Genomic DNA, 25,324 nt, shown 5'->3' on the forward strand with positions numbered 1-25,324 from the left:
GTGTTCACAGCACAGCCCCGATCAGGTTTATCCCATGGAAAACAGATCCCAAGCGGTCTCGAACCGCTATGCCCTTTGGCAATACCTGGTGCTTGGTTGCACCATCATTATCCTGGCCCTGAGCGCCCTGCCCAGCGGCTTTGGCGAAGACCCCGCCATCGACGTTCGCTGGTCTCAGGCCGAACAGGCCGACCCGCAAGCGCTGCAGCGCCACCTGGAAAGTCAGGGGATCACCCCCAAATCGGTCCAGCACGACGGTCAAACCACCCGCGTGGTGCTGACCCAGCTGGACGACCAGTTCAGCGCCCAGGCCAGCCTGCAGCAGTGGCTCGAACACCAGGCTACCCTGGCCCTGGCTCAACAGCCTGCGGCGCCCACCTGGCTGCAGCAGCTGGGCTTCAAGCCCATCACCCTGGGGCTCGACCTGCGCGGCGGTGTCCAGTTCCTGCTGGATGTGGACATGGACCCCATCTTTGCACTGCAGCAGGAGAGCCTGGTGCAGGAGCTGCGGCCGCTGGTGCGCGGCGCCACCCTGGCGCGTCAGAGCGACCACAGCGTGCAGCTGAACCAACTCAATCCGGAGCAAGCCGACGCAGTGCAGGAGCTGGTGCGCCAGCGCTTTAGCCAGTGGCAGCTGCGCCTGCGCGGCGACCAGGCCCAACTGCAGTTGAGCGAGGAGGAGGTGCAGCAGCTCACCAGCCTGACGGTGATCCAGAACCTGCAGATCATGCGCAGCCGCATCGAGGAGCTGGGTGTTACCGAGGCCGTGGTGCAGCGCCAGGGCAGCCACCGTATCCGTATCGAGCTGCCGGGGGTGCAGGACCCCACCGCCGCCAAGGCGGTGATCGGCGCCACCACCAGCCTGGCCTTCTACGAGGTGAACCAGGGCGTTGCAGCCCGGGGCAAATGGCTGCCCCAGCAGGATGGCGAGCCGGTCTCGGTGATGCGCCGCCCGGTGCTGACCGGCGAGCACATCGTCGATGCCCGAGCCAACCTGGATGAGATGTCCCGCCCCCAGGTGGCCATCACCCTGGACTCCGAGGGCGGCAGCATCATGTCGCGCTTCAGCCGGGACCGCATCGGCCAACCGATGGCCACCGCCTTTACCGAGTACGGCCAGACCGCCGAAGGCACCACCACCACCGACACCCAGGTGATCAGTGTTGCCACCATCCAGGCCCAGCTGGGCAGCCGTTTTGTCATCACCGGTGCCGGCGACATGGCCGATGCCCGCCAGCTGGCGCTGCTGCTGCGGGCCGGCTCGCTGACCGCGCCGGTGGTGATCGTCGAAGAGCGCACCATCGGCCCCAGCCTGGGGGCGGAGAACATCGAGAAGGGCTTCACCGCCTTGGCGGTGGGCATGGGCCTGACGCTGCTGTTTATGGGGCTGTGGTACCGCCGCTTAGGCTGGGTCGCCAACATCGCCCTGGTCACCAACCTGGTGATCCTGATGGGCCTGATGGCGCTGCTGCCTGGTGCGGTATTGACCCTGCCGGGCATTGCTGGCCTGGTGCTGACCGTGGGCATGGCGGTGGACACCAACGTGCTTATCTTCGAGCGGATCCGCGACATGCTCAAACAGGGCTACTCGCTGGCCCGAGCCATTGACCTGGGCTTTAACCGGGCCACCACCACCATCATGGATGCCAACCTGACCACCCTGATCACCGCACTGATCCTCTATGCCATCGGCAATGGGCCGATCCAGGGCTTCGCCCTGACCCTGGGGCTGGGACTGCTGACCAGCATGTTTACCGGCATCTTCCTCTCCCGCGCGATCATCAATCTCGCCTGGGGCCAAGACCGTCGTCGTGGAGTCAAGGTATGAATATCAACATCAAACAACTGGCGTTCTGGCGCTACCTGGCCAGCGCCTTCTCTGGCCTCACCCTGGTGGCAGCCCTGCTGGCACTGACCCTGAACGGACTGAACTGGGGCATGGACTTCACCGGCGGTGTCGTCACCGAGGTGGAGATCGCCCCCAGCCATAGCAGTCAGGAGCTGACCCAGCGACTCAATGCCGGGCTGGAGCAGGAAGTGGGCGTGGTCCAGGCCGGTCAGCCCGGCCGCTGGAGCATCCGTCACGGTGAGGCCCAGCCCGGTGCCCTGACTGTCATGGAGGTGCTCAAGCAGGTTGACCCCGAGGTGACGCTGCTCAACAGCAGCACCGTTGGCTCCCAGGTTGGCCAGGAGATGGCGGAGATGGGCGGCCTGGCGGTGCTGGCGGCACTGATCTGCATCCTGCTCTACCTGTCGGTGCGGTTCGAGTGGCGCCTGGCCTGCGGTGCCCTGCTGGCGCTGTTTTATGACGTGCTGGTGGTGCTGGGGCTGTTCGCTGCCACCGGGCTGGAGTTCAACCTCACCATCCTGGCCGCAGTGATGGCGGTGGTGGGCTACTCCCTCAACGACTCCATCGTCATCGCCGACCGGATCCGCGAGCTGTTGGTAGCCCGCCCCAACGAGGCGCTGGCCAAGATCAACGACGACGCGGTGGCCCAGACCTTCGCCCGCACCCTGGTCACCACCGGCACCACCCTGACCACCGTCGGTGCCCTGTGGCTGTTTGGCGGCGCCTCCCTGACCGGCTTCGCCCTGGCGCTGTTTGTCGGGATCCTCAGTGGTACCTGGTCGTCCATCTCCATCGGCACCGTGCTGCCCCAGTGGCTCGGACTCAAGCCGGAGCACTATCAAACCCAACCCATCCCTGAAACCCCATAAGGAAGCCTGAATGCGATTTCGCTTTTTAAGGCGCGAGTGGCCGATGATTGTCGGCCTGTTCGCCCTGCTCTACTTCCACCTGCTGGCCACCCCCCTGGCCCAGGTCTCTTCGCCCCTGTTCTACTGGGGCCAAGCCGCCGCGTTGCTGGCGGTGGTGATGCTACTGGTGTTCGCCGTGGTACGTCACTCCGATGCCCTGGCAATTAAGTTGGGGGAGCCCTACGGCACCCTGATCCTGACCCTGTCGGTGATCCTGCTGGAGGTGGCGATGATCACCTCGGTGATGCTCACCGGTGAGCCCAACCCCACCATGGCCCGTGACACCATGTTTGCGGTCACCATGATGGTGCTCAATGGCCTGCTGGGGGTCACCCTGATCCTGGGTGGGCTGAAGTTCCACTCCCAGACCTTCAACCTGGATGGCGCCCGCTCCTACCTGTCGGGGATCCTGCCGCTATCGCTGCTGGTGCTGGTGCTGCCCAACTTCACCTTGGGCGGCATCACTGGCGGCCTCTCCTTTGCCATGACGGCGCTGCTGATCGTCATCGCGGTGATGATCTACGGCGTGTTCCTGCTGGTGCAAACCCACAGCCACAGCCACTTCTTCGTCGATGGTGACCACGGCGATGCGCCCCACGACACCAGCCTGATGTGCTCCAACGGCTACCACGCCATGATGCTGGTGGGTTACCTGTTGCTGGTGATCCTGCTGGCCAAGATCCTGGCCCAGCCCATCGATTATGGTCTCAGCGAGCTGGGTGCCCCGGCAGCCCTGGGGGGGCTTATCGTTGCCGCCATCGTGTTGGCACCGGAGGGGGTTGGCGGCATCAAGGCGGCCATGGGCAACCAGCTGCAGCGCGCCGTTAACCTGTTCTTCGGCTCGGTACTGGCCACCATCGCCCTGACCGTACCCTGTGTACTGCTGGTGGCCTTCTTCCTCGACACCCAGGTGATCCTGGGGTTGGCGCCGGCGGAGATGGTATTACTGGGCCTCACACTGCTGCTGTGCAAGGTCAGCTTCAGCGGCAACAGCACCAATGTACTGCACGGGGTCTCCCACCTATCGCTGTTCCTGGTCTATCTCCTGATGATGTTCGAATAAAAGCGCAGACAAGAACCACGTGACCCATCACGCTCCTCAGGAGAATGTTCAGTTCGTCGGGGGATGGTGACCGATAGGCTCTTACGCCGACTTAGAGGTGCCTGAGCATAGGCGTCATCGGCAAGGCTTAGGGCCAGGATGGCCCGAATGACCAACGGAGACATGGAGGTCGACTTTGGTCTCTGCCGCCAGTCGATGCCGCCGGAGCGAAGATTCAGCACCGATGGGAGGCAACGGGGGTTCCAAGGGGGCGCGTAGCCCCTTTGGTTGGCCGCTCTTCAGCATCCATGCTGCCGCGGCATTAATGCATCCTGCACGTCACGTCGCCAACGCGACAAATCCAAATATGGGGGCTTTCGCTGATAAGCGTAAAAGCCGCCAAAACAAAAAGCCCGAGTCCTTCGACTCGGGCTTTCTTATTGCCGACAGGCAATAAAAACAATCAACGGTCCCAGTAGCCCTCTTCCAGGCTCTCTTCCCGCTCTGGCAGGCCGCGGGAGAGACGGGGGCTGTGTTGCACCAGCACCTCGTAGCTGACCCGGTTGGCGTACTTACAGATCTGGGAAAAGCTGGAGTAGCTCAGGCTGGACACCGCATGCTTGGCGGAGTTGGGCACATTGATGCGGTGATAGCGATTCGCCGCCATGTCATGCAACAGCGCCGCCAGGGCACCGTCACCGGCACCGTTGGTGTTGAGGATCTCCACCGGCCCACCCAGGTAGGGGGCGATGTAGGAGTAGACCTTCACCGGGGTATCACAGGCATCGCGACGCATCGGTCGGGAGAACTCGTAGCGGTTGAACTCACCGATGGCGCCACTGCGCAGCTCGTGCTCGGTCTCCCGCAGCTGGCTCTCTTCACAGTAACCCGCCATGTAGAGGCCCTCGGGGCCGGCGGTGCACAGCACCAGATCGCACCACTGCAAGGCGATCTCCGCAGCCTTGAGCGGATCGGACTCGCCGGTCAGCGCCTCCGCCTCCTCCTCGTTCATCGCCAACACGGTAACGTGCTGCTGGATGAAGTCCTGCCAGAAGGCCGGGTCCTGCTCAATCAAAAAGCGGGTTCCCAGGGTCAGTACCACCGGTACCTGGGCTTCGTGGGCCACCGCCATGGCACGCAATGCGGCTTGGTCGATGTTGTCGCCGTCGCCACTGCGCATCAGGTAGGAAGCGAATACCAGCGCCCCGGCGGAAGCCACCAGCTCCGGCTTGATCGCTTCCGGCTCCAGCTTGTCCATCGCGCCCTTGGAGATGGCAAAGCTACGCTCGCCACAGGGGGTGATCAGGGTAAAGCAGCGACCGATGGGGCCATCCACCGGCTGCAGCTGGTTGACGTCCACCTTGGAGGAGGTGTTGCTCAGGTACTTGTAGGCGTAGCTGCCGATCTCGATCTGCCGCTCCATCACGGCAAACAGCACGGCCCGCTCATCGGACAGGGTGGCGAAGTTATGCAGGGTGTTGCCGATGGTACCACCGGCGTGCTCTTCGACGATCTTGCCCTGCTGCTTCAGCTCCGCGTAGAGGGCATTGGCAGCGGCATCGTCGATCAGCAGGGAGTTGCCCTTCACCAGTTGGTGACGGGCCAGCAGGTCATCATCAACGTGGGCCTCGATGTCCACCAGGGTTTGGGCGATGCCGCAGATGTGGGAGCGCACAGGCCGGCTGGGGAGTCCCACCTCCTTGCTGCGCAGGTCCCGGGCATCCACCGGGAAGTAATGCTTGTGTTTGCGTTGGCCAGGAAATTTCATCACAGGATCCGTTACGCCGCAGCTCCTTGCCGCTGACCCCGCCAGTCCGGGCGAGTGAGTGACCGCTAACCGGCTAGGCCGGGGCGAAAAACAAAGGCGGCGAGTCTAACACGACGAAGCAGCAGCAAACCTAGTGCTTACTCACATTTATGCGCCAGTGACTAGAAGTCAGGTGCTAGGTGCTAGGTGCTAGGTGCTAGGTGCTAGGTGCTAGGTGCTAGGTGCTAGGTGCTAGGCAGGGAGCCCATCTCTACGCTCCCCTAGATCCTAGGCTTTTACCTAGCCCCTGCTTCTACCTAGAAGGGCAAATCCCGCCCTAAAACCTGCTCTTCCCTAGAGCCTACCGTCTCACCGCTCCCAGTAGGCCTCTTCCAGGCTGTCTTCCCGCTCCGGCAAGCCCCGGCTCAGTCGCGGGCTGTGCTGGGCCAGCACCTCGTAGCTTACCCGGTTGGCGTACTTGCACAGCTGGGCAAAGGAGGAGTAGCACAAGCCCGGGTAGCGGTGCTTGCTGGAGTTGGGCAGATTGAGCTTGTGGTAATCGTTGGCGGACATATCGTGCAGCAACGCCGCCAGCGCCCCATCACCGGCGCCGTTGGTGTTGCTGATCTTCTCCGGGCCGCCCATGAATGGGGCGATATGGGAGTAAACCTTAAACGGCTGATCGCATTCGCTGCGGCGCATCGGACGGGAGAATTCGTAGCGGTTGAACTCGCCGATGGCACCGGGCAGCAGCGGGTGACCGGTCTCCCGTCGGAACTGCTCGTCACTCCAGCCGGCGGTGTAGAGGCCCGCCGCGCCAGCGGTGCAGAGAATCAGGTCACACCACTCCAGCGCCCGCTCACAGGCCAGCAGCGGATCCGATTGACCGGTCAGCGCCTCCGCCTCCTCCTCGTTCATCGCCAGCACCGAGACGTGCTCCTGGATGAAGTTCTGCCACCACTCCGGGTCCTGCTCAATCAGGAAACGGGTGCCAAGGGTCAGCACCACCGGCACCCCGGCGGCCTTGGCGTAGCCAATGGCGGTCATCGCGGCCTCGCCGATGGGGTCGTCACCAGCGCGCATCAGGTAGGCGGTCAGCACCAGCGCCGAGCCGGTCTGCACCAGCTTCTGATCGATAAACTCCGGCTCGAGCTTGTCCATGGAGCCCTTGGAGATGGCAAAAGTGCGCTCGCCACACTCGGTGATCAGGGTAAAGCAGCGGCCAATGGGGCCGTCCACCGGCTGCAGCTGGTTCAAATCGACCCGGGAGGAGGTGTTGCATAGGTAGCGGTATGCGTAGCTGCCGATCTGGATGTTGCGGCTCATCACCCCAAACATCACCGAGCGATCGTCCGCCAGGGTGGCGTAGTTGTGCAGGGTGTTGCCGATGGTGCCGCCGGCAAACTCCTCGGTGATCAGCTTCTGCTCCTGCAGCTCGGTGTAGAGCGCGTGCGCCGCGGCATCGTCAATCAGCATGGAGTTGCCCTTGCGCAGGCCGTGGCGCTGGATAAAGGCATCGTCCACGTGGGCCTCGATGTCCACCAGGGTCTGATCGATCCCGGTGACATGGGTGTGGCGGGGACGGATCACCGGGTTGAGCTCGTTGGTGAGCGGATCCCGGGACTCAACCGGGAAATAGTGTTTGGACTTACGTTGACCGGGGAATTTCATGCTCGGCTCGCTCGCGCTGCTGTGCTGGGCTTCCATGCAGTGTAGTTAGCCTGGATCCAGTTCCGTGATCAGGCCCGGGCTGCGGGCCCGAAGAATGGCGCGAAAGTCTACCATAGCAACGGCTAAAATCCAGCGGCGCCAAGCACCTTGCTGCCACAGTCTGTTTCGGCGTAGTCTACTATTCAGCCACGAGATCTGGCGCATTTGTCGTCAAGTCGAAGCGACAACCGCCATCGACCAAGAGCCGACGCCTTAATGAGCAGTTTGCCCTTTGCCATCGAACCCATGTCCGAGTCAGCGCTGCTGCTGCGCTGGCCGGAGCAGATCGATCCCCTCACTGAGGCGCAGATCCGTCAGATCATGGCCCTGCTCGATACCCTGCCCTGGGTCCAGGACCTGATCCCCAGCTACCACTGCCTGGCTCTAATCCACACCGACGACGCACCGCCTCGCCTCGGTTATTGGCTGTCGGCTTTCCTGCGAAGCCAGGCCAGTGTGTGGCAGTTGAGTGAACTGCCCAAGGCGCGCACCCTGACGGTGCCGGTTTGCTATCAGTCTGAGCTGGCCCCGGACCTGGCCAGCGTCGCCCGCCACAGTGGCCTGAGTGAACAGGAGGTGGTAGCGCGCCACAGCCAGGGCCATTACCGGGTCTGTTTCCTCGGCTTTACCCCGGGCTTCGCCTACCTGGCGGGTCTCGACCCTCAGCTGGCCACGCCACGCAAACGCGAGCCGCGGCTGGCGATCCCCGCCGGAGCGGTGGCCATCGGCGGCGACCAAACCGGGATCTACCCCAGTGCCACCCCGGGAGGCTGGCGCATCATAGGTCAAACACCGCTGCCGCTGCTGGACCTGGCCCAGCAGCCGCCCAGTGTGCTGCAACCCGGCGACCAGGTTCGTTTCGACCCCATCGACCAGGGCCAGTTCGAGCAACTCCAGCGGGAGGGCCAGGGATGACCGTCAAGGTGATCAAACCCGGCCTGCTGACCACGGTGCAGGATCTCGGCCGTACCGGCGCCATGCGCTTTGGCTTTGCCCGCTCAGGTGCCATGGATCCCCTGGCCGCGGCTGCCGCTAACGCCCTGCTGGGCCAGGATATCGATTCCCCGTTGCTGGAATGCACCCTGATTGGGCCGGTGCTGGAGTTCGACTGCGACAGCATCATCGCCATCAGCGGCGCCCAGACCCACGCCACCCTGGACGGTGCGCCCATTGCCTTGGGCGCACCGGTATCGGTGGCGGCGGGACAGCGACTGGACCTGGGCCGCACCCACATCGGCGCCCGCAGCTACCTGGCGTTCAAGGGCGGACTGCAGCTGTCGCCCCTACTGGGCAGCTGCGCCACCCAACTCAATGTGGGCCTGGGAGGCCACCAGGGGCGGGCGCTGCGCAAAGAGGACAGCCTCTCGATCCGTCCCTGCCGCCTGGCGGAGGAATTTCGCCAATCCAGCTGGCTGGGACTGGCCAGTCCCGGGGTCAACACCATCGCGGTGTTTGCCGGCCCCGTTAGCGCCGGCTTTAATGGCGAGGCGATGGAGGCCCTGTTGGCCCAACCCTGGCGGGTCAGCAGCGCCTCGGACCGCATGGGTTACCGACTGCAGGGTGCCAAGGTCCCAAGCCCCAGCGGTAAGCGGCTGGGACTGACCGAGCCTGTGATCCCCGGCACCATCCAGCTGCCGGGCAATGGCGAGCCCATCGTGCTGATGAGCGACAGCCAACCCACCGGCGGCTACCCCAAGCTGGCCCAGGTGGCGGCGGTGGATCTGCCACTGCTGGCCCAACTGGCACCGGGGGATTATTGCCAATTCATCACCTGCACACTGGAGCAGGCCAATCACATGCGCTGGCAACAGCAACGTCAACTCAACCGAATGCGGGCGGCTGCCCAACGACGCTGGCAGGAGATCTCATGGTCATACTCGACTTGAATTGCGATCTGGGGGAAGGCTGTGGCCAGGACGAGGCGCTGATGCCACTGATCAGCTCCGCCAACATCGCCTGTGGTGGCCATGCCGGCGACCATGCCAGCATGGTGGAGACGGTGGCGCTGGCGTTGCACCATGGCGTCGCCATCGGTGCGCACCCAGGCTATCGGGACCCGGCCCACTTCGGCCGGCGGGAACTGAGAATGGACAGCCCGACCCTGAAGCGGGAGATCCAACAACAGATCGAGGCGCTGCGCGAGGTGGCTGAAGCGCAAGGAGCCCAACTGCACCATGTCAAAGCCCATGGCGCGCTGTACAACCAGTCAGCGCGAGAGCCGGAGTATGCCCAGGCCCTGATAGAGGCGGTGCTGGCGGTGGAACCCAGGCTCAAGCTGTACGCCCTGGCGGGCAGCCCATTGGTGGCACACGCGCGTCAGGCGGACTTAGAGGTAGTGGAGGAGGTGTTTGCGGACCGGCGCTATCGGCCCGATGGTGCGCTGGTGCCCAGGGTCTGTGCTGATGCCCTGATTGAACAGGCGGACCAGGCCATCGCCCAGGTGCGGCAGATGGTGTTGCGACGTCAGGTGGTGGCCAGCGACGGCAGCCTGGTGCCGATCCAGGCCGATACCCTGTGTCTGCATGGCGATGGGGCCCAGGCGCTGCCCTTTGCCCAGAACATCCGGGAATGGATGCAGCATCAACGGGTCGAGCTTCGCGCCCCGTGATGCTGCTTTTCAGCCGTTACGCGGCGCCCTGCTCCGCCTTGTCGGCAACTTGCTGACCCCAATTGCCGGCGTGGTGTTCCACCAGATCCGCCATCATGGCGATGTGATCCGGACGGTCATTGAGGCAGGGCACAAAGCGGTACTCCTCGCCCCCGGCTTCCAGGAACTCGGACTTGCCCTCGATGGCCAGTTCTTCCAGGGTCTCCAGGCAATCCACCGAGAACGCCGGCGATATCACATCTACTGACTTCACCCCCTGGCCCGGCAGCGCCTCCAGGGTCTCATCGAAGTAAGGCTGCAGCCAGGGCTCTTTGCCAAAGCGAGACTGGAAGCACACCAGGTACTCGTCCGGCGCCAGACCCAGCTCGTCAGCCAGCCCTTTGGCGGTGGCCTCGCAGTGATCGCGATAGAGATCCCCCTCATCAACGTAGCGCTGCGGCACGCCGTGGAAGGAGATCAGCAGCTTCTGGCTGCGCCCCTGTTCCGCCCAGCTCTCGCGCACCGTCGCCGCCAGCGCTTTGATGTAGCTGGCGTCGTTATGGTAATCGCGGATCAGGCGATACTCCGGCATGGAGCGCTTCTGTTTCAGGGTCGCCGCCAGGGCATCCACCACGGCACCGGTGGTGGAGCAGGAGTACTGGGGAAACAGTGGCAGTACCACCACCTTATCGACGCCAGCGGCCTCGAGCTTCTCCAGCCCTTCGCTCATGCCCGGCTTGCAGTAGGTCATGCCCAGCTCCACCGGGATGCGCTCACCCAGGCGCTGTTCCAGCAGCTCGGCCAGAGCCTTCTGCTGTTTCAGGCTGTAGTACTTCAGCGGTGATCCCTCTTCCCGCCAGATAGACTGGTAGGCCTTGGCCACACGCTTAGGGCGGGTGTTGAGGATGATGCCATGGAGGATCGGCATCCACTGCCAGCGGGGCAGATCGACCACCCGCTCGTCGGCGAGAAACTGGCTGAGAAAACACTTAACGCAGTGCGGGGTTGGCTTGCAGGGGGTGCCGAGGTTAACCAGGAGCACGCCGTAACGGGGCTGAGTCATATCCATTAACTGTCTGTTGGAAATTGGTAATTACGCCGCAAGGTTAGCACCGGATCAAGGCCGGGGATAGGACCAAGATCACGGTGAGGCTACCCATGACGTCGGTTCGCGTCGTAGAATGGCGCGCCCCGACTATCGGGGCAGTAACCATCAATGAATTTCGTATAACCCTGCGGATAGGGCGCGGGGGTCTCTACCAGGTTCCGCAAAATCCTGATTACGAAAACAGACCGGCCGCATACCAAGCGTGGGGCCGGGTCCACCCGGATTTTGAGGAATACCATGAGACAAGGTAAGAGCATCAACACCCTAACCGCAGGCCGGTTCTGGCCGCTGGATCCCCGCCAAGAGGAGATCCAGGCCCAGGACATTGCCCACAGCCTGTCGATGCTGTGTCGCGCCAACGGCCACTACCGGCACTTCTTCAGTGTGGCGCAGCACTCGCTCTATTGTGCCGATGAGGCCCGCGCCCGGGGCCTGTCCAGGAGGGTACAGCTGGCCTGCCTGCTGCACGATGCCTCAGAGGCCTACACCGGAGACCTGACTCGCCCAATCAAGGCCTCGATGCCGGCCTTCGAGCAGATGGAGGCACCGCTGCAGCAATGCATCTACGCCACCTACGGCCTGGCCGACCTGACGGCCGAGGAGCTTGCCCAGGTTGGGGCGATCGATGATGCCATGCTGGGCTACGAGATGGCCCAGCTGCTGAACCATCACGAGCTGATCACCGAACCGCTGCAACAGGACTACGACCTCTCCTTCCGGATGATGGACCAGGTCCGAGACGCCTTCCTGGCCCGACTGCAGCAGCTGCTGCCAAGCCCATAAACAGCAAGCCCCAACCGGATACCGGTTGGGGCTTCGCATAGGTCGATTGGGCCATCCCTTCGCGTGAGCGTTCGGCGCAGAGCTTAACCCTCGGTTAGCGCCAGTCAGTTAGCGGCAATCAGCAGCAACTAGCCCATCCGACGGCAATGCCTACTTGGGCAGGTACAGGGCATCAAACGGCTGCCCTTCGGGGTTTTGCCCATGGTACATGGTCCGAAGCACCCGTTCGGCGTTGGCGTCAAACGCCGGGCCAACACCAAAGCCCGGGAAGTGATTGAGCATCCCCAGGGCATGCCCCAGCTCGTGCAGGGTGACATCGTCGCTGGCGATAACGGTGCAGCCCTCGCCCGCTTTCTGCTCGTCGCCATCGATGTTGATCCAGGTAAAGATCCCCGGCTCGTTACGCACCAGCCCCTGGTTGCGATTGGCCAGGTAGCTGGTCACGCTGATGGAGTTGGGGTAGCGGGAGACGGTGCCCGAGGAACAGTCTGGCGGCGTGGTACCCTGGCTCCAGATAAAGCCCCAGTCGCTGGGCAGGCCGGAGTAATCGATCTCAAACACGTTACCGATCTCCAGCTCGATCACCCCGTGGCGCTCAAACATGGGATAGCCGACGATCGCTTCGGCCCGGTCCATGGCACGGACGAATCTCGGGTCCACCTCTTTATGCATGTAGACCGGGATCAGATGACCTTCAGGAAAGCGGGTCAGGCCCGGCGATTGTGGGGCGGGCGAATGGTCCTCGAAGCAGTAGGCGCCGTAACACACCTGGTTCTCATCCAGATGGCCCCAAGCCACACCCCTGTTGGTGCTGCAGATCTTGTCAGCCTGATCAATGCTGACGTTGCTGCAACGAATGGTCGCCACCAGCTGCTCATCCGGCAAAGGCTCGGTCGGCTTGTCCGAGTCGTCGTCACTGCTACCGCAACCCATCAATACGGCGCTACCTAGCAGCGCAACTGAAAAAGCTCTCATTGATATCCGTCTCTAACATCCATTTAGGGCCGGCAATGGTAGCAGTCAGACTTCGCCCAGCGGGGCTGCAGGCGCTGATGACTTAGCCTGCGGCAGCGACTGTGTCGCCAACCCAGGTTCGCTCAGTCCCCAAAGCGACAGGCACAAGAAGGAGCTCTGTCCTGGTTAGGCTTTGCACTCACCTTACTCATTAAGTGCAACAGAACTGTGTGCCCCGCCAGTACTTCGCCGACTTGGAGTCGCCCGAACGAAGTGGCAAAAGACCAGGCTGAAGGCCAGGGTGAAAACCGAAGGTTTGAACGCGAAGTCAGGGATGACGTAGCCGGACTTTGACGTGAAGCAGGGACTGCGCAATGGCAAAGGCCTAAATGGCTCGCGGAGACAGGGACGTCGACTCGAGCCAGAGCCGCAGTCTTTGGTCACGATAGAGAGGGTTAGCGACGACCGGAGGCAAACGGGGGTTCAAGCGGGGCGCGCAGCCGGGGCGGAACGCCCCTTTGGTTGCTGCCGGCAACCCGGCCCCCGGCAAAGCATTTGCCATAGAAACTACGCTGACGCAGCCAAGCTGAAGCCAACGACAATAGAAAAAATCATAAAAAAGCCCCGCCAGGCTTACCCGGCGGGGCTTTCTCAATCACGCTGTCGGGAATTAACCCAGCAGGATGGCAATCTCAGCGGAAACCGCGTCAACCGCCTTGGTGCCGTCCATCTTGTGGTAGGCGTTGGCACCACGCTCAGCAGCGGCGGTGTAGAAATCCACCAGCGGCTTGGTTTGATCGTGGTAAACCGCCAGGCGCTTGCGCACGGTGGCTTCTTCGTCGTCGGCACGGATCACCAGCTCTTCGCCGGTAACGTCATCCTTGCCTTCCGCCTTCGGCGGGTTGAACACCACGTGGTACACCCGACCGGAGCCCGGGTGTACACGACGGCCGCTCATGCGCTTAACGATCTCTTCGTCCGGCACATCAAACTCGATCACGTGGTCAACGGCGATGCCGTTGTCCACCATGGCTTCCGCCTGCGGGATGGTGCGCGGGAAGCCGTCCAGCAGGAAGCCGTTCTCGCAGTCGTCCTGGGCGATACGCTCTTTCACCAGGCCGATGATGATCTCATCGGAAACCAATTGACCGGCGTCCATCACCTTCTTGGCTTCCATGCCCAGCGGAGTGCCTGCCTTGATGGCGGCGCGCAACATGTCACCAGTGGAGATCTGGGGAATCCCGTATTTCTCCATGATGAACTGTGCTTGGGTGCCCTTACCGGCACCGGGGGCGCCCAGCAGAATAATGCGCATGCGTCTCTCTCCCGACTCAAATAAATGAAAACCAGCGGATCTTGGCATAGCCTAACGGGCATGTGAAGGGCATTGCCATTGGTCTTTGGTGGAATTCACAGCATTTGCGACATTTTTTCCGCAACGGGATCAATACAGCAGTCCGTAGAACTGGCGACGGTACTTCGCGGCCACCGGATCGGCACCGCCCAACGCCTTCACGATGTCCAAAAAGGTCTTACGTGCCTCACCGTCGGCGGCGTCCATCTGGCGACGCAATATCGCCAGCAGCGACTCCAACGCTTCCTCGTTGCGACCGGCCTGGTGCAGCTGTACCGCCAGCTCGACCACCAGCTCGGCGTTGTCCGGCTGCTCGGCCAGTTGCGCCTGCAGGGTACGGATCGCCGGGGTATCGGCGGACTCCTTGAGCAGCTCCAGCTGAGATACCAGGCTCTGGTAGCGGCTGTCCTGATCCGCCAGGCCCACCTGGGCCAGAACGGCCTCGGCCTCTTCGGCACGCTTAAGCCCCAGCAGACACTGGGCCAACGCCAGCTGAGTCTCACCGTTGCTCTGCTCTGCCAGCGCCTCCCGCAGCAGCGGCAAGGCGGCGTCGAAGTCGCCCTGCTCCAGCAGCGGCTGGGCTTCGCCCAGTTTCAGTTGCCAGGCCTGGGGCAGGTGCTTCTCCAGGATCTGGGCGATCATTTCCGGCGGCTGCGGGCCGGCGAAGCCGTCCACCGGCTGGCCCTGGGACAACACCATCACGGTGGGCAGTGCCTGGATACGGAAGTACTGGGCCAGCTCCATCTCGCTGTCGCAGTTAACGTTGGCCAGAACAAACTGGCCAGCCCGGCGGGTGGCCTGATCGGTCAGGGCGGCGGTGACGCCCTGGCACTCGGGCACCTGGCTGGAGTAGAAGTTGAGCACCACCGGAACCTGCATGGAGGCTTCCACCACCTGCTGTACGTTCTGGGCGTTCACTTCGAGGATGGTTTGCGGTGTCGCTTGCATAGGGGATTGCTGCATAGGGAACTCGTGATAAAAGTCAGCCCCACGATAGCACGCGGGGCTGCAAAGGCCATTACTTGCTCAGTTCCAGCCACAGGCTGTTAAGCTGGGCAACAAACTCGGACGGGTCGTTCAGGCTGCCGCGCTCGGCCAGGGTCGCCTGGGACAGCAACAGACCGGCCCACTGGGCGAAGCGCTGGTTGTCCTGCTCCTGTTCCAGTTTAGCGACCAGCGGGTGATTCAGGTTAAGCTCGAAGATCGGCTTCACTTCCGGCACTTCCTGGCCGGCGGCCTGCATCAGCTTGATCATCTGGCTGGACATGTCCTGCTCGTCGGTAACGATACAGGCCGGAGAGTCGGTCAGACGCTGGGACACCTTCACCTCCTTGATCTTGTCCCCCAGCACCTCTTGTACGCGCTCCAGCAGCGGCTTGTGCTCCTCAGCCTGCTTCTCCTGCTCCGCCATCTCCTCGTCGGACAGGTCATCCAGGCCCAGATCGCCACGGGTCACGGAGACCAGGGACTTGCCGTCGAACTCGGTCAGGTGGTTCATCAGCCACTCATCGATGCGCTCAGACAGCAGCAGCACCTCGATGCCCTTCTTCTTGAGCAGCTCCAGGTGCGGGCTGTTCTTGGCCGCCGCGTAGCTGTCCGCCACGATGTAGTAGATCTTGTCCTGGCCCTCTTTCATCCGCTCGATGTAGGCGGCCAGGGAGACGTTCTCCACGTTGCTGTCGTTGTGGGTAGAGGCGAAGCGCAACAGCTTGGCGATCGCTTCCTTGTTGGCGAAGTCCTCCGCCGGGCCCTCTTTGAGCACGTTGCCAAACTGGCTCCAAAACTGCTGGTACTTCTCTTCGTTGTTGCGGCCCATCTTGTCGAGCATGCCCAGCACCCGCTTGGTCAGGGCGGTGCGCAGCGACTGGGTCACCTTGCTGTCCTGCAGGATCTCACGGGAGACGTTGAGCGGCAGATCGTTGGAGTCCACCAGGCCCTTCACAAAGCGCAGGTACTGGGGCAGGAACTGCTCCGCCTCGTCCATGATGAACACCCGCTGCACGTACAGCTTCAGGCCGTGCTTGTTGTCGCGGTTCCACATGTCGAACGGCGCCTTGGCCGGGATGTAGAGCAGACTGGTGTACTCCTGCTTGCCCTCCACCTTGTTGTGGCTCCACAACAGCGGATCTTCCCAGTCGTGGGCGACGTGCTTGTAGAACTCCTTGTACTCCTCCTCGGAGATCTCCGACTTGGACAGGGTCCACAGCGCGGTGGCCTTGTTGGCGGCCTGCCACTGACCTTCGGTGGCCGGGATGGTCTCGCCATCCTGCTCACGCTCCGGCTCGCCCTCTTGCCACATCTCCACCGGGATGGAGATGTGATCGGAGTACTTGGACACGATCTGCTTAAGGCGCCACTCGTCGAGGAACTCCTTTTCGTCGTCGCGCAGGTGCAGGATGATCTCGGTACCGCGGCCAGCCTTATCGATGTTGGCGACGGTGTAATCCCCCTCACCGGCAGACTCCCACTGCACCCCGGCATCGGCGCCCTGGCCAGCGGCCCGGGAGCGTACGGTGACCTTGTCGGCCACGATGAAGGCGGAGTAGAAACCCACACCGAACTGGCCAATCAGCTGGCTGTCCTTGGCGGCATCGCCGGACAGGTTGGCAAAGAATTCGGCGGTGCCGGATTTGGCGATGGTGCCCAGGTGTTCAATCACCTCATCCCGGGTCATGCCGATGCCGTTATCGGCGATGGTGAGGGTGCCCGCGTCCTTATCGAAGGAGAGGCGCACGCGCAGCTCGCCGTCACCCTCGTACAGGTCGGCGTCAGAGAGCGCTTTGTAGCGCAGCTTATCGGCGGCGTCAGCGGCGTTGGACACCAGTTCACGCAGGAAGATCTCTTTGTTGGAGTACAGAGAGTGGGTGACCAGTTTCAGTAACTGGGCAACTTCGGTCTGGAAGCCATGAGTCTCTTGCTGGGTGGACATGCTTGTCTCCTGAAAACACATACAAAAAAAATCGTCCCCAGTTAGATGGGGACGACAATCGGGTTTTCAACCGCTTTTTTTATTGTATCTGCCACAGGGCCGCGTCCGGCAGCACCTGTTCTGGAAGGGGGGTCACCGACAGATGGCGCTGTCCCAGGGGAACCTTAACGCTGGCATGGCGCTGGCAGGCCTGGCGTTGGGCCTGTTCCACCAGGCGACGCAGCAACGGCTGGCGCGGAGCCAGGCGGCCCTGGTGATAGCTAAAGGGCTGTTCGCTGGAAGCGAGGAAATCGTCCATCGCCTCGTTGATAAAGGCAGGGATGCCGTTGGCGCGCACCACCGCCTGGGGGCAATGGGGATCGCTCAGCTGGGTCTGGTTGAGTCGGGCTTCGACCCGCTCAAACAGGAAGGGGGTCAGGGCCAGGGCCTGGCGCAGATGACGGGTGATCTGCCCCAGTGCCTCAAGCTGCTCCGGACTGAAATCGTTCTGACAGGGGCCGCGGTGCAGGGTCAGCAGGAAGTGGCCATTGTCACTGGAGAGCACCACACCGGTGTGGAAATGGCACTCCAGCTGCTCATACAGGGTGGCGATCTCGGAGCGGGCCCGTTGGCGACGCAGCTTGGCATCGAGGGCGATGACGTTGTTGGTGCACTGCTGGGCGGTTTGGTACCAGGGGTCTTGCCCGCGGTGGGCCACATAGGTGCGGATCAGATCGCTGCACAGATCCGAGCCGCAGGCGATGGGCAAGCTGGCACTGCCCTCCCCCTCCTGGGTCAGCCGGGCCAGGAAGCCCCCGGAGGCGCCCATGGAGCGACGCAGCCACTCCATCCATTCGTACCAGTTGCCGTCTACGGCGGCATCGTACGCCCCTTCAATCAACTGCCCAAGCCAATGCTCGTTCATGCCAATTTCCTTGTGTGCTGATGCTGACCCACCCTGGTCAACGAATGTACACACTACCGAGCGACTATTTTGTAGACAATGGACAACTCTGGGGATCTTCTGTGGATAAAATGGGGAAATCTCCGAATAAAATTTTTCCTTTATCATTCATTGACTTGAACAAAGAAAAATCAGCAGCGTCGGAATTATCCAGTAAGAAAGTGTTGTAATAATCACACGAAAACAGGCTGTAGCACGGCTTATAGCCGAGATACAGAAAGAAAAAACCTCATCGTGGCTCTCCTGGAACAAAGTTTCATTGAAGCTTCGATACTACACAAGGTGCTGGCGACTTAGTTTGATTCGCCTTCCCGGGCTTGGTGAACCAATGGCTCTTGCGCCGACTTTGCCGCTCCAGTGCATCCCTGCACTCGCGGCATTGATACCTCCCTGTATGGCAGAGTGCCCGAGCAGAGTCGCCATCGGCAAGGCTGAGGGCCAGGACGGCCCGAATGGCCAGCGGAGGCATGGAGGCCGACTCTGGCCTTTGCCGCTAGTCGATGACGTCGATGTGAGGATTCAGCACCGATTGGAGGCGGTGGGGGTTCCAAGGGGGCGGAACGCCCCTTTGGTTGGCCGCTCTTCAGCATCCCTGCTGCCGCGGCATTGGTGCATCCTGCACGGCCTGTCGCCAACGCGACAAAGCTACATTGCGAGCAGCAGTGAATCTCAATTGTGGGAGATAACCCTGCAAACCCGGATAAAACAAGAAAAAACCCCCGCGAGGCGGGGGTTGTGTTCAGATCTTTCGGCGTCCGCTGAAGGAGAGGGCCAACGTGGTGCCATCCACGTACTCCAGTTCGCCCCCCACCGGTACCCCGTGGGCGATCCGGCTGATCTCGATGCCCCGGTCCCGGGCCATCTCGGCGATGTACTGGGCGGTGGCGTCCCCCTCCACCGTGGGGTTGGTGGCCAGGATCACCTCCTGCCACTGGCCATCGGCCATCATCCCATCCAGGGTGTCCAGACCGATGTCATCGGGGCCGATGCCATCCAGCGGTGACAGGTGGCCCATCAGGACGAAGTAGCGACCGCCGTACTGGCCGGCGGATTCGATCGCCAGCAGGTCCGCCGGCGACTCCACCACACAAAGCTGACCGCTCTCCGCCCGCTTAGGGTTGGCGCAGATCTGACACAGCTCCTGTTCGGTGAAGGTGCGGCAGCTGCGGCAGTGACCCACCTCGCTCATCGCCTGGGTCATCGCCTGACCCAACGCAGAACCGCCCTGACGATCCCGTTCCAACAACTGAAACGCCATCCGTTGGGCCGAACGTGGACCCACCCCGGGCAAACACTGCAACGCCTTGATCAGGTCATCGACCAGCGGACTGAACTTCATCAGAACGGCAGTTTCATGCCCGGCGGCAGCTGCATGCCACCAGTCACTTCGGCCATCTTGGCCTTCTGGTTCTCTTCGACACGGCGTGCGGCGTCGTTGATCGCAGCAGCGATCAGGTCTTCCAGCATCTCTTTGTCGTCTTCCATCAGGCTCTCGTCGATCTCAACACGACGGACGTTGTGGGCGCCGTTCATGGTGATCTTCACCAGGCCCGCACCGGATTCACCGGTGGCTTCCATCTGAGCGATCTCTTCCTGGGCTTTCTGCATGCGCTCTTGCATCTGCTGCGCCTGCTTCATCAGGTTACCCATTCCGCCTTTACCAAACATACTGTTGCTCTCTTATGCTGATTCACATGTCAAATTCCGAGCCACATCTTACCGAATGCGGCGGCTCGGACAAGGGATTCTGTTAGCGGCCTTCGCCGCCCTCCGGGGCCTGGTAGTTGACCGACTCCTCGATCAGGCTGGCCCCCATCTCGTTTTGCAGCCAAATCATCGCCGGATCCGCCAGCAGGTCCTCACGGGCCTGAACCAGCTTCTCCTTATGGCGTCGACGGCGGATCTCCAGCGGTGTCTCCCGCCCTGGCTGATCCGCCACCTCGATGCGCAGTTGCACACTTTGCTGCCACAGCGTCTCCAGGCTCTGCTGCAGCGGTGCCACCACCGACTCGTTGTTGAGGTGACGCTGGTCCGGACGCAGGTAGAGCACCACCTGCTCACCCTCGCGCTCCAGCACCGAGTTGATCGCCAACTGACGCGGTCGGGCACCAATCCCAAGCTTAGCCATCGCCTGGTACCACTGGCGGTCCAGCTCAACGGCTTCACTGGCTTCGGGCATCGCCACCGGGGCGACCTCGGCGACCGGTTCAGGCTCGACAGGGCTTACAGGTTCAGCGACCGGTGCCGTTGGGCTGGCTGGCTGCGCTACCGGTTCCGCTGCTGTCTCAATGGCTGGCTTGGCTTGCGACTCGCTCGCTGGGTGGTCTTCGGTGTGCCATGGGGGGCGGTCCAACTCGGCCGCCACCGCATCAGCGACGGCCTCAGGCTTTCCCCCCGGCGGTGCCGTGGCTTGCTCGGTGGCACGCTTGGCCGGCTCCGGCTCAGTGGCTTGTGGCTCACCAGCTGGCTCCGCGGCCGGGCGTTTGCTCACTGCCGGAGTGGGCGCAGGCTTCGGCGTTGCTGCCGCGGCGGCCTCCTCGGTCGGCTCCTCGCTACCGAAGCGCTTGCGCAGGTTGCTCTGGTTGGCCAACACCTGGCTGACCAGATCGGTCACCGGTACCGTCGGCTGGGCCGGGGCCTCTGGCGCCATCGCCGGGGCGCTTGACGGCGGTGCACTTTCCATCTGAGGCGAGGACATCATCTCCTCGGCCTGGGCCATCAGCATCGCCTGCTCAGCGGCCATCGCTTCCGGGTCCTGCTCCAGCGGCGGTGGCTCATAGCCCAGGCTGGGATCCAGTATCTGGTCCGGACGCGGCGCTGCGGATTGTGAAGAGGCAGCTTGTGTTGACGGTGCGCTCTGGGAAGGCGCACTCTGCGTTGGTGTTTGGGCCTGGGCCTCAATGTGGGCCTGCTCGGCCACTAGTGCCTGGGCCTCGACCCCCTCCTCGGCAACAGAGTCGGGTTCTGAAGAAGGTGTAGGGCTGCTCTTGGCCGGTTGAGCGGCGACCTCCTGTGCCGGCGCAGGCTCCGGCTCGGCTGCAACGGCTACAGCCTGCTCAGGCTTGGTAACCGCTGGCTTACTCTCAGGCTGCACGGGCTTTTGCTGCTCGGGCTCTGGTTCCTCGGGCTCTGGTTGCACGGGCTCTGGTTGCACGGGCTCCGATTGCGCAGCGTCGGGTTGAGTCGCAGCCGGTCGTACTGCTTCAGTGTGCTGGGGCGCCGCCACGTGCGTGGGCGCTTCGGTGGGCCGGGCCAGCATCGGGCTGACCGGCTCGGCCGGGGCAAAGGCCAGGGCTCGCAACAGGGTCATCTCCACGCCGCTGCGTGGGTCCGGCGCCAGCGGCAGGTCTTTTCGGCCCTGGGTCAGGATCTGGTACCACAGCTGCAGCTGCTCTCGATCCAGTTGTGCTGCCAGGGCGGTGAGGCCCGCCTCATCCAGCTGATGGCTTTGGGTCTTGAGGTTGAACTGACGCAGTGCGGCCTGGTGCAGCACCGCCGCCATCTGACGCAGCAGATCGTCGTGATCCGGCGCAAAGGCTTCGATCTCATCCAGCAGGTCCAACATCTGCTGCGGCTCCCCCTGGCACAGGCTGTCCAGCAGACGCACCGCGTAGCCGCTGTCCAGGGTACCCAGCATCCCCTGCACCTGGGCCAGGTCCAGACGACCGCTGCCGTGGGCAATGGCCTGATCGGTCAGGCTCATGCCATCACGGACACTGCCATCGGCGGCCTGGGCCAGCAGCTCAAGGGCCGCCGGCTCATAGGGGATCGCCTCGGCATCCAACACCTTGGCCAGGTGGGCGCTGATCCGTTTGGGGGTCACGCTCTTCAGGTTGAACTGCAGGCAGCGGGACAACACGGTGACCGGCAGCTTCTGCGGATCGGTGGTGGCCAGCAGGAACTTCACGTGCTCCGGCGGCTCCTCCAGGGTCTTAAGCAGGGCATTGAAGCTGTGACGGGACAGCATGTGCACTTCGTCGATCAGGTAGACCTTGTAGCGACCGCGCACCGGTTGGTACTGGACGTTATCGAGGATCTCCCGGGTGTCATCCACCTTGGTACGGGAGGCCGCATCGATCTCCAGCAGGTCGACGAAGCGGCCCTGGCTGATCTCCACGCAGTTGTTGCACTGACCGCAGGGGGTGGCGGTCACGCCCTGCTCGCAGTTGAGGCCCTTGGCCAGCAGACGGGCGATGGAGGTCTTGCCCACGCCGCGGGTGCCGGTGAACAGATAGGCGTGGTGGAGGCGATTGTTTTCCAGGGCGTGGGTCAGGGCCTTGAGCACGTGCTCCTGACCGACCACCTGGTCAAACGCGGCTGGCCGCCATTTTCGGGCCAGAACCTGATAGGACATGAGACTCCCAAAGGGCCGTAGAAAAACGATAAAAAAGTAGGGTAACACATGGCCGCAAAGAGCAAAAAGCCGAGCAGGTGCCCGGCTTTTTCTTCGCGCTTTTTTTGCTCGAAAGCGGTGCGGTTGAGGCTCAGTCGCCCTCGAACTCACACAGGGACAGCACGTCCAGGCCCAGGTCCAGCAGGCGCTGCTCGCCACCCAGGTCCGGCAGGTTGATGATGAAGGCGGCGTCGGTCACCTCACCACCCAGGTCGCGGATCAGCTTAACGGTGGCATCGATGGTGCCGCCGGTGGCCAGCAGGTCATCCACCACCAGCACCTTGTCGCCGGCCTGGATCGCGTCCTGGTGGATCTCCAGGGTATCCATGCCGTACTCCAGCTCGTAGGACTGGGCGTTGGTGGCACGCGGCAGCTTGCCCGGCTTACGTACCGGAACGAAACCCAGACCCAGGGCCACCGCCAGCGGGGCACCAAACAGGAAGCCACGGGCTTCGGTGCCGACGATCTTGGTGAAGCCACGATCCTTGTAGTGGGCTACCAGCAGGTCGATGCTCATCTTGAACGCCTCGCCGTCCTCCATCAGGGAGGTGACGTCACGGAACATGATGCCGGGCTTGGGGTAATCGGGAATGGTCTTGATGCTGTTTTTGATCAGCGCCAGGGAAGCTTGGTTCATGGTGATGTCTTTTCGTCTTTGGTGGCCTTAGCCACAAAAAAACCCAGTCTGCAGATGCAACTGGGCCGGTCAACCTTATTGCTGGCTAAGCTTAAGCACCTCGAAGATCAGATGCAAACTTAAACTCGCTACCGCATTGGCCTTTGTCGACATGGACAGGGTGGGAACTGGGATTCATGCCATTGCCCTCGTTCAGCGCGACGACCCGGGGGTATGTTGACAGGACAATGGTGAAAAAACGCGCAATGGAGGAGATCATGACCACCCGCTTGTCGACGATGTTAGCCCTGTCCCTGGTCTTGACCCTGGTGGGCTGTAATCAGCAAAACTTCCAGTACGACGCCCGTTACCAACTGACCGAGGTGGACGGCGTCCTGTATCGGCTAAATCAGAAAACCGGCCAGGTGGACCGGCTGGAGCAGGATCGCTTCGTACCGATGAAAGAGCCGCTGCCTGACACCATGGCCGACGCCGTACAGGGTCAGGCCGAGCAAGAAAGCGACGGGGAATAAACAGAGAGGCCACGCGTTAGCGTGGCCTCGTATTTTGGATACCCGGTCAGCAGAGGGCGGATTACGCCAGCAGCTTCAGCCAGGTCAGGGTGGCCGGCAGGGTGGGGATCAACAACACCGCCAGCAGGCCCAGCAGATGAAACAGGTTAAAGGGTTCTTTGAATTCTTTGTCGGCCATGACTGCGCACTCCCATGTGAAAAGTGAGCGCAGTGTAACGTGAGCCAGCTCACACTAAAACCCAGCTTTTGTAGGGCTTATTTTTTCGCCAGTCCGGCCTAACCATGCCGACGGACGATCCCCAGTTGCGCCATCTGCAGCAGGATCTGCCCTGCCCCCTGCGCCACCACCTCCGGCGCCAGCTCCGGCAGCGCCTCGGTCATGGTTTCCGCCAGGGCCTGGGCGCTGCTACCCGGCGCCTCCCGCAGCAACTCCAGCAGCCGCGCCGTCATGCCATTGAGCTCGGTGAAGGCCACCTCGTCCTCCACATCCCGGTAGACCAGCAGGAAGGTGGGGTGGGGCTCAACCTCGGGGCAGTCACTGCCCAGCCGATGCACCGGGTAACCGTACTGGCCCAATGCCGAGGCACGGTAGAGCGCCAACGGCTCGGTCAGCACCTGCTCCGCTTCGGTCAACAGGGGCTGATCGGTGATCTCCTCGCCGGTGTCCACCTGCAGCTCCAGGTACTCGTAGTGGGCCAGGGCCAGCTCCCAGGGTCGCAGCTGCGGCTCATTGGCGAGGAAGGCCAGAAACTCTTTGGCGATGTCGACAAACAGCGGCGAGTGGCAATCGTGCTCGGCAAAGAAGCGACGCAGTCGCTGCTGCCAACGCTCAGGCTCGGTCAGGCTGCGCAGTACCGGGAAGCCGCTATCGACAAAGCCGCTGACGTTGTTGAACATCAGGTCCCGGTAGATCTGCATCCGCCGTGCCTCCAGGCCCGCCGGTGGCTCACCCGCTTCGGGGGCGCGGATATGGGCCATAAAGTCGGCCTGCAGCTGGGTAAAGTCGCTCATGCCAGCGCCCTCCCCGCCCGGGCTGGCGCAGCCTGCTGGATCTGAACAATCTGCTCCACCTCGGCCATCAGTACCGGCATCGACGGCAGGTTGAAATCCCGCTCCAGCAAGGTGGGGTGCACACCATGATGGGCATAGGTTTGGCCCAGCAGTTGCCAGACCGGATCGATCACATCGGCACCGTGGGTGTCGACGATAAGATCCTCCGCCTCCTGGTAATGCCCGGCGATGTGCATGTAGCGGATCCGCTCCGTCGGCAGGCCCTGCATAAAGGCCACCGGATCGTAGCGGTGATTGACGCTGTTGACGTAGATGTTGTTGACGTCCAGCAGCAGTTCGCAATCCGCCCGGCTCAGTACCTCATTGATAAAGGTCAGCTCATCCATCTCGGCACCGGGCATGGCGTAGTAGGAGACATTTTCCAGTACCAGCCGCCGACCGAGGATCTCCTGCACCCGCTGCACCCGCTCGACCACATGGCCGACCGCCGCTTCGGTAAAGGGGATCGGCATCAGGTCATACATGTGTGCATTGCCGGAGCAGTAGGAGAGGTGCTCGGAGTAGATGGGGATCTGGTGCTCATCGAGGAAGCGCTTGAGTTGACGCACAAAGGCTTCATCCAACGGCGCCGGTGCGCCGATGGAGAGCGACAGACCGTGGCAGACAAAGGGGACCCGCTCGGTCAGGGCACGAAATTGGCGCTTCAACCTGGGGTTGACCCGCAGCCAGTTCTCCGGCGCCACCTCCATAAAGCCCACCGATGCCGGGATCAGCCCTGAAGCCAACTCCGCCACCATCTCACGCCGCAGGCCAACGCCTGCTCCCGTTACTGCCGCCATGCCCACTCTCCATGCTTA

Annotated in this window: 22 protein-coding genes and 1 riboswitch; of the genes, 8 read left to right on the forward strand and 14 right to left on the reverse strand. The window is 62.6% G+C overall.

The window, feature by feature from the left end:
- The first annotated feature begins 34 nt into the window (after positions 1 to 34).
- Genes secD through BUC04_RS05205 form a run of 3 tightly spaced genes read left to right on the forward strand, consistent with a single transcriptional unit; the run spans position 35 to position 3,820 of the window.
- Positions 35 to 1,828: a protein translocase subunit SecD gene (secD, locus tag BUC04_RS05195; RefSeq protein WP_067657271.1), complete on the forward strand. Its 1,794-nt coding sequence runs from the start codon at positions 35 to 37 to the stop codon at positions 1,826 to 1,828.
- Complete coding sequence (secF, locus tag BUC04_RS05200) at positions 1,825 to 2,718, forward strand: protein translocase subunit SecF (RefSeq protein ID WP_067657269.1); 894 nt, start codon at positions 1,825 to 1,827, stop codon at positions 2,716 to 2,718. The genes secD and secF overlap by 4 nt, the downstream gene beginning before the upstream one ends.
- A gap of 10 nt (positions 2,719 to 2,728) precedes the next feature.
- Positions 2,729 to 3,820 carry a calcium:cation antiporter gene (locus BUC04_RS05205; protein WP_067657266.1) on the forward strand — a complete coding sequence of 364 codons (1,092 nt, stop codon included), beginning with the start codon at positions 2,729 to 2,731 and terminating at the stop codon, positions 3,818 to 3,820.
- Positions 3,821 to 4,262: 442 nt separating this feature from the next.
- Here the strand turns inward: BUC04_RS05205 and BUC04_RS05210 are convergent, their stop codons facing one another.
- Both BUC04_RS05210 and BUC04_RS05215 read right to left on the reverse strand, forming a co-directional pair.
- Positions 4,263 to 5,567, reverse strand: a complete 1,305-nt coding sequence (locus BUC04_RS05210; RefSeq protein WP_067657263.1) for an inosine/guanosine kinase — start codon at positions 5,565 to 5,567, stop codon at positions 4,263 to 4,265.
- A 348-nt stretch (positions 5,568 to 5,915) separates the two neighbouring features.
- On the reverse strand, positions 5,916 to 7,217 hold the full coding sequence (locus tag BUC04_RS05215) for an inosine/guanosine kinase (protein WP_067658899.1): 1,302 nt from the start codon (positions 7,215 to 7,217) through the stop codon (positions 5,916 to 5,918).
- A gap of 255 nt (positions 7,218 to 7,472) precedes the next feature.
- Between BUC04_RS05215 and pxpB the strand changes: the two genes are divergently transcribed.
- The 3 genes from pxpB to BUC04_RS05230 are packed head-to-tail and all read left to right on the forward strand — an operon-like array spanning position 7,473 to position 9,864.
- Positions 7,473 to 8,171, forward strand: coding sequence for a 5-oxoprolinase subunit PxpB (gene pxpB, locus BUC04_RS05220; RefSeq protein ID WP_067658850.1), 699 nt, complete (start codon positions 7,473 to 7,475; stop codon positions 8,169 to 8,171).
- On the forward strand, positions 8,168 to 9,142 hold the full coding sequence (locus BUC04_RS05225; RefSeq protein WP_067658853.1) for a 5-oxoprolinase subunit C family protein: 975 nt from the start codon (positions 8,168 to 8,170) through the stop codon (positions 9,140 to 9,142). Before pxpB ends, BUC04_RS05225 begins: the two co-directional genes overlap by 4 nt.
- The gene (locus BUC04_RS05230; protein WP_067658856.1) at positions 9,124 to 9,864 is read left to right on the forward strand and encodes a 5-oxoprolinase subunit PxpA; all 741 of its coding nucleotides are present in this window, start codon (positions 9,124 to 9,126) and stop codon (positions 9,862 to 9,864) included. The genes BUC04_RS05225 and BUC04_RS05230 overlap by 19 nt, the downstream gene beginning before the upstream one ends.
- A gap of 16 nt (positions 9,865 to 9,880) precedes the next feature.
- Here BUC04_RS05230 and hemH read toward each other — a convergent pair whose 3' ends face one another.
- Positions 9,881 to 10,912 carry a ferrochelatase gene (hemH, locus tag BUC04_RS05235; RefSeq protein ID WP_234977345.1) on the reverse strand — a complete coding sequence of 344 codons (1,032 nt, stop codon included), beginning with the start codon at positions 10,910 to 10,912 and terminating at the stop codon, positions 9,881 to 9,883.
- A gap of 134 nt (positions 10,913 to 11,046) precedes the next feature.
- Positions 11,047 to 11,146: riboswitch (purine riboswitch) on the forward strand.
- Positions 11,147 to 11,188: 42 nt separating this feature from the next.
- On the opposite strand from hemH, the gene BUC04_RS05240 reads away from it, so the two are divergent.
- Positions 11,189 to 11,734 carry an HD domain-containing protein gene (locus BUC04_RS05240; protein ID WP_067658862.1) on the forward strand — a complete coding sequence of 182 codons (546 nt, stop codon included), beginning with the start codon at positions 11,189 to 11,191 and terminating at the stop codon, positions 11,732 to 11,734.
- A gap of 150 nt (positions 11,735 to 11,884) precedes the next feature.
- On the opposite strand, the gene BUC04_RS05245 is transcribed toward BUC04_RS05240, so the two are convergent.
- The 9 genes from BUC04_RS05245 to apt form a co-directional block, all read right to left on the reverse strand.
- Complete coding sequence (locus BUC04_RS05245; protein WP_143165543.1) at positions 11,885 to 12,709, reverse strand: hypothetical protein; 825 nt, start codon at positions 12,707 to 12,709, stop codon at positions 11,885 to 11,887.
- Between the two features lie 649 nt (positions 12,710 to 13,358).
- Positions 13,359 to 14,003, reverse strand: coding sequence for an adenylate kinase (gene adk, locus BUC04_RS05250; RefSeq protein ID WP_067658868.1), 645 nt, complete (start codon positions 14,001 to 14,003; stop codon positions 13,359 to 13,361).
- Positions 14,004 to 14,132: 129 nt separating this feature from the next.
- On the reverse strand, positions 14,133 to 15,005 hold the full coding sequence (locus BUC04_RS05255; protein WP_234977347.1) for a co-chaperone YbbN: 873 nt from the start codon (positions 15,003 to 15,005) through the stop codon (positions 14,133 to 14,135).
- A 55-nt stretch (positions 15,006 to 15,060) separates the two neighbouring features.
- Complete coding sequence (gene htpG / locus BUC04_RS05260) at positions 15,061 to 16,971, reverse strand: molecular chaperone HtpG (RefSeq protein WP_067658871.1); 1,911 nt, start codon at positions 16,969 to 16,971, stop codon at positions 15,061 to 15,063.
- Between the two features lie 79 nt (positions 16,972 to 17,050).
- A complete protein-coding gene (locus tag BUC04_RS05265) occupies positions 17,051 to 17,875 on the reverse strand; it encodes a hypothetical protein (RefSeq protein ID WP_067658874.1) in 825 nt (274 codons plus the stop codon).
- Between the two features lie 778 nt (positions 17,876 to 18,653).
- A complete protein-coding gene (recR, locus tag BUC04_RS05270) occupies positions 18,654 to 19,253 on the reverse strand; it encodes a recombination mediator RecR (protein WP_067658877.1) in 600 nt (199 codons plus the stop codon).
- The gene (locus tag BUC04_RS05275; protein WP_067658880.1) at positions 19,253 to 19,582 is read right to left on the reverse strand and encodes a YbaB/EbfC family nucleoid-associated protein; all 330 of its coding nucleotides are present in this window, start codon (positions 19,580 to 19,582) and stop codon (positions 19,253 to 19,255) included. Before BUC04_RS05275 ends, recR begins: the two co-directional genes overlap by 1 nt.
- 82 nt (positions 19,583 to 19,664) lie before the next feature.
- Entirely contained in the window at positions 19,665 to 22,268 is a 2,604-nt protein-coding gene (gene dnaX / locus BUC04_RS05280; RefSeq protein WP_067658883.1) for a DNA polymerase III subunit gamma/tau, read from the reverse strand.
- Between the two features lie 130 nt (positions 22,269 to 22,398).
- The gene (gene apt, locus BUC04_RS05285) at positions 22,399 to 22,950 is read right to left on the reverse strand and encodes an adenine phosphoribosyltransferase (protein WP_143165544.1); all 552 of its coding nucleotides are present in this window, start codon (positions 22,948 to 22,950) and stop codon (positions 22,399 to 22,401) included.
- Between the two features lie 251 nt (positions 22,951 to 23,201).
- Here apt and BUC04_RS05290 point away from each other — a divergent pair, with 251 nt between their 5' ends.
- Positions 23,202 to 23,456: a hypothetical protein gene (locus BUC04_RS05290; RefSeq protein WP_159437654.1), complete on the forward strand. Its 255-nt coding sequence runs from the start codon at positions 23,202 to 23,204 to the stop codon at positions 23,454 to 23,456.
- A 276-nt stretch (positions 23,457 to 23,732) separates the two neighbouring features.
- Here the strand turns inward: BUC04_RS05290 and BUC04_RS05295 are convergent, their stop codons facing one another.
- Both BUC04_RS05295 and BUC04_RS05300 read right to left on the reverse strand, forming a co-directional pair.
- Positions 23,733 to 24,467, reverse strand: coding sequence for an HvfC family RiPP maturation protein (locus BUC04_RS05295; RefSeq protein WP_067658893.1), 735 nt, complete (start codon positions 24,465 to 24,467; stop codon positions 23,733 to 23,735).
- Positions 24,464 to 25,306, reverse strand: a complete 843-nt coding sequence (locus tag BUC04_RS05300) for an HvfB family MNIO-type RiPP peptide maturase (protein ID WP_067658896.1) — start codon at positions 25,304 to 25,306, stop codon at positions 24,464 to 24,466. The genes BUC04_RS05295 and BUC04_RS05300 overlap by 4 nt, the downstream gene beginning before the upstream one ends.
- Between the last annotated feature and the right edge of the window lie 18 nt (positions 25,307 to 25,324).

The organism is Ferrimonas marina, assembly GCF_900129905.1.
Lineage (GTDB): Bacteria > Pseudomonadota > Gammaproteobacteria > Enterobacterales > Shewanellaceae > Ferrimonas > Ferrimonas marina.

What these genes read in the sequence shown, in the direction of transcription:
- secD (WP_067657271.1), top strand. Translation starts at nt 35, where the DNA reads ATGGAAAACAGATCCCAAGCGGTCTCGAACCGCTATGCCCTTTGGCAA.
- secF (WP_067657269.1), top strand. Translation starts at nt 1,825, where the DNA reads ATGAATATCAACATCAAACAACTGGCGTTCTGGCGCTACCTGGCCAGC.
- BUC04_RS05205 (WP_067657266.1), top strand. Translation starts at nt 2,729, where the DNA reads ATGCGATTTCGCTTTTTAAGGCGCGAGTGGCCGATGATTGTCGGCCTG.
- BUC04_RS05210 (WP_067657263.1), bottom strand. Translation starts at nt 5,567, where the DNA reads ATGAAATTTCCTGGCCAACGCAAACACAAGCATTACTTCCCGGTGGAT.
- BUC04_RS05215 (WP_067658899.1), bottom strand. Translation starts at nt 7,217, where the DNA reads ATGAAATTCCCCGGTCAACGTAAGTCCAAACACTATTTCCCGGTTGAG.
- pxpB (WP_067658850.1), top strand. Translation starts at nt 7,473, where the DNA reads ATGAGCAGTTTGCCCTTTGCCATCGAACCCATGTCCGAGTCAGCGCTG.
- BUC04_RS05225 (WP_067658853.1), top strand. Translation starts at nt 8,168, where the DNA reads ATGACCGTCAAGGTGATCAAACCCGGCCTGCTGACCACGGTGCAGGAT.
- BUC04_RS05230 (WP_067658856.1), top strand. Translation starts at nt 9,124, where the DNA reads ATGGTCATACTCGACTTGAATTGCGATCTGGGGGAAGGCTGTGGCCAG.
- hemH (WP_234977345.1), bottom strand. Translation starts at nt 10,912, where the DNA reads ATGGATATGACTCAGCCCCGTTACGGCGTGCTCCTGGTTAACCTCGGC.
- BUC04_RS05240 (WP_067658862.1), top strand. Translation starts at nt 11,189, where the DNA reads ATGAGACAAGGTAAGAGCATCAACACCCTAACCGCAGGCCGGTTCTGG.
- BUC04_RS05245 (WP_143165543.1), bottom strand. Translation starts at nt 12,709, where the DNA reads ATGAGAGCTTTTTCAGTTGCGCTGCTAGGTAGCGCCGTATTGATGGGT.
- adk (WP_067658868.1), bottom strand. Translation starts at nt 14,003, where the DNA reads ATGCGCATTATTCTGCTGGGCGCCCCCGGTGCCGGTAAGGGCACCCAA.
- BUC04_RS05255 (WP_234977347.1), bottom strand. Translation starts at nt 15,005, where the DNA reads ATGCAGCAATCCCCTATGCAAGCGACACCGCAAACCATCCTCGAAGTG.
- htpG (WP_067658871.1), bottom strand. Translation starts at nt 16,971, where the DNA reads ATGTCCACCCAGCAAGAGACTCATGGCTTCCAGACCGAAGTTGCCCAG.
- BUC04_RS05265 (WP_067658874.1), bottom strand. Translation starts at nt 17,875, where the DNA reads ATGAACGAGCATTGGCTTGGGCAGTTGATTGAAGGGGCGTACGATGCC.
- recR (WP_067658877.1), bottom strand. Translation starts at nt 19,253, where the DNA reads ATGAAGTTCAGTCCGCTGGTCGATGACCTGATCAAGGCGTTGCAGTGT.
- BUC04_RS05275 (WP_067658880.1), bottom strand. Translation starts at nt 19,582, where the DNA reads ATGTTTGGTAAAGGCGGAATGGGTAACCTGATGAAGCAGGCGCAGCAG.
- dnaX (WP_067658883.1), bottom strand. Translation starts at nt 22,268, where the DNA reads ATGTCCTATCAGGTTCTGGCCCGAAAATGGCGGCCAGCCGCGTTTGAC.
- BUC04_RS05290 (WP_159437654.1), top strand. Translation starts at nt 23,202, where the DNA reads ATGACCACCCGCTTGTCGACGATGTTAGCCCTGTCCCTGGTCTTGACC.
- BUC04_RS05295 (WP_067658893.1), bottom strand. Translation starts at nt 24,467, where the DNA reads ATGAGCGACTTTACCCAGCTGCAGGCCGACTTTATGGCCCATATCCGC.
- BUC04_RS05300 (WP_067658896.1), bottom strand. Translation starts at nt 25,306, where the DNA reads ATGGCGGCAGTAACGGGAGCAGGCGTTGGCCTGCGGCGTGAGATGGTG.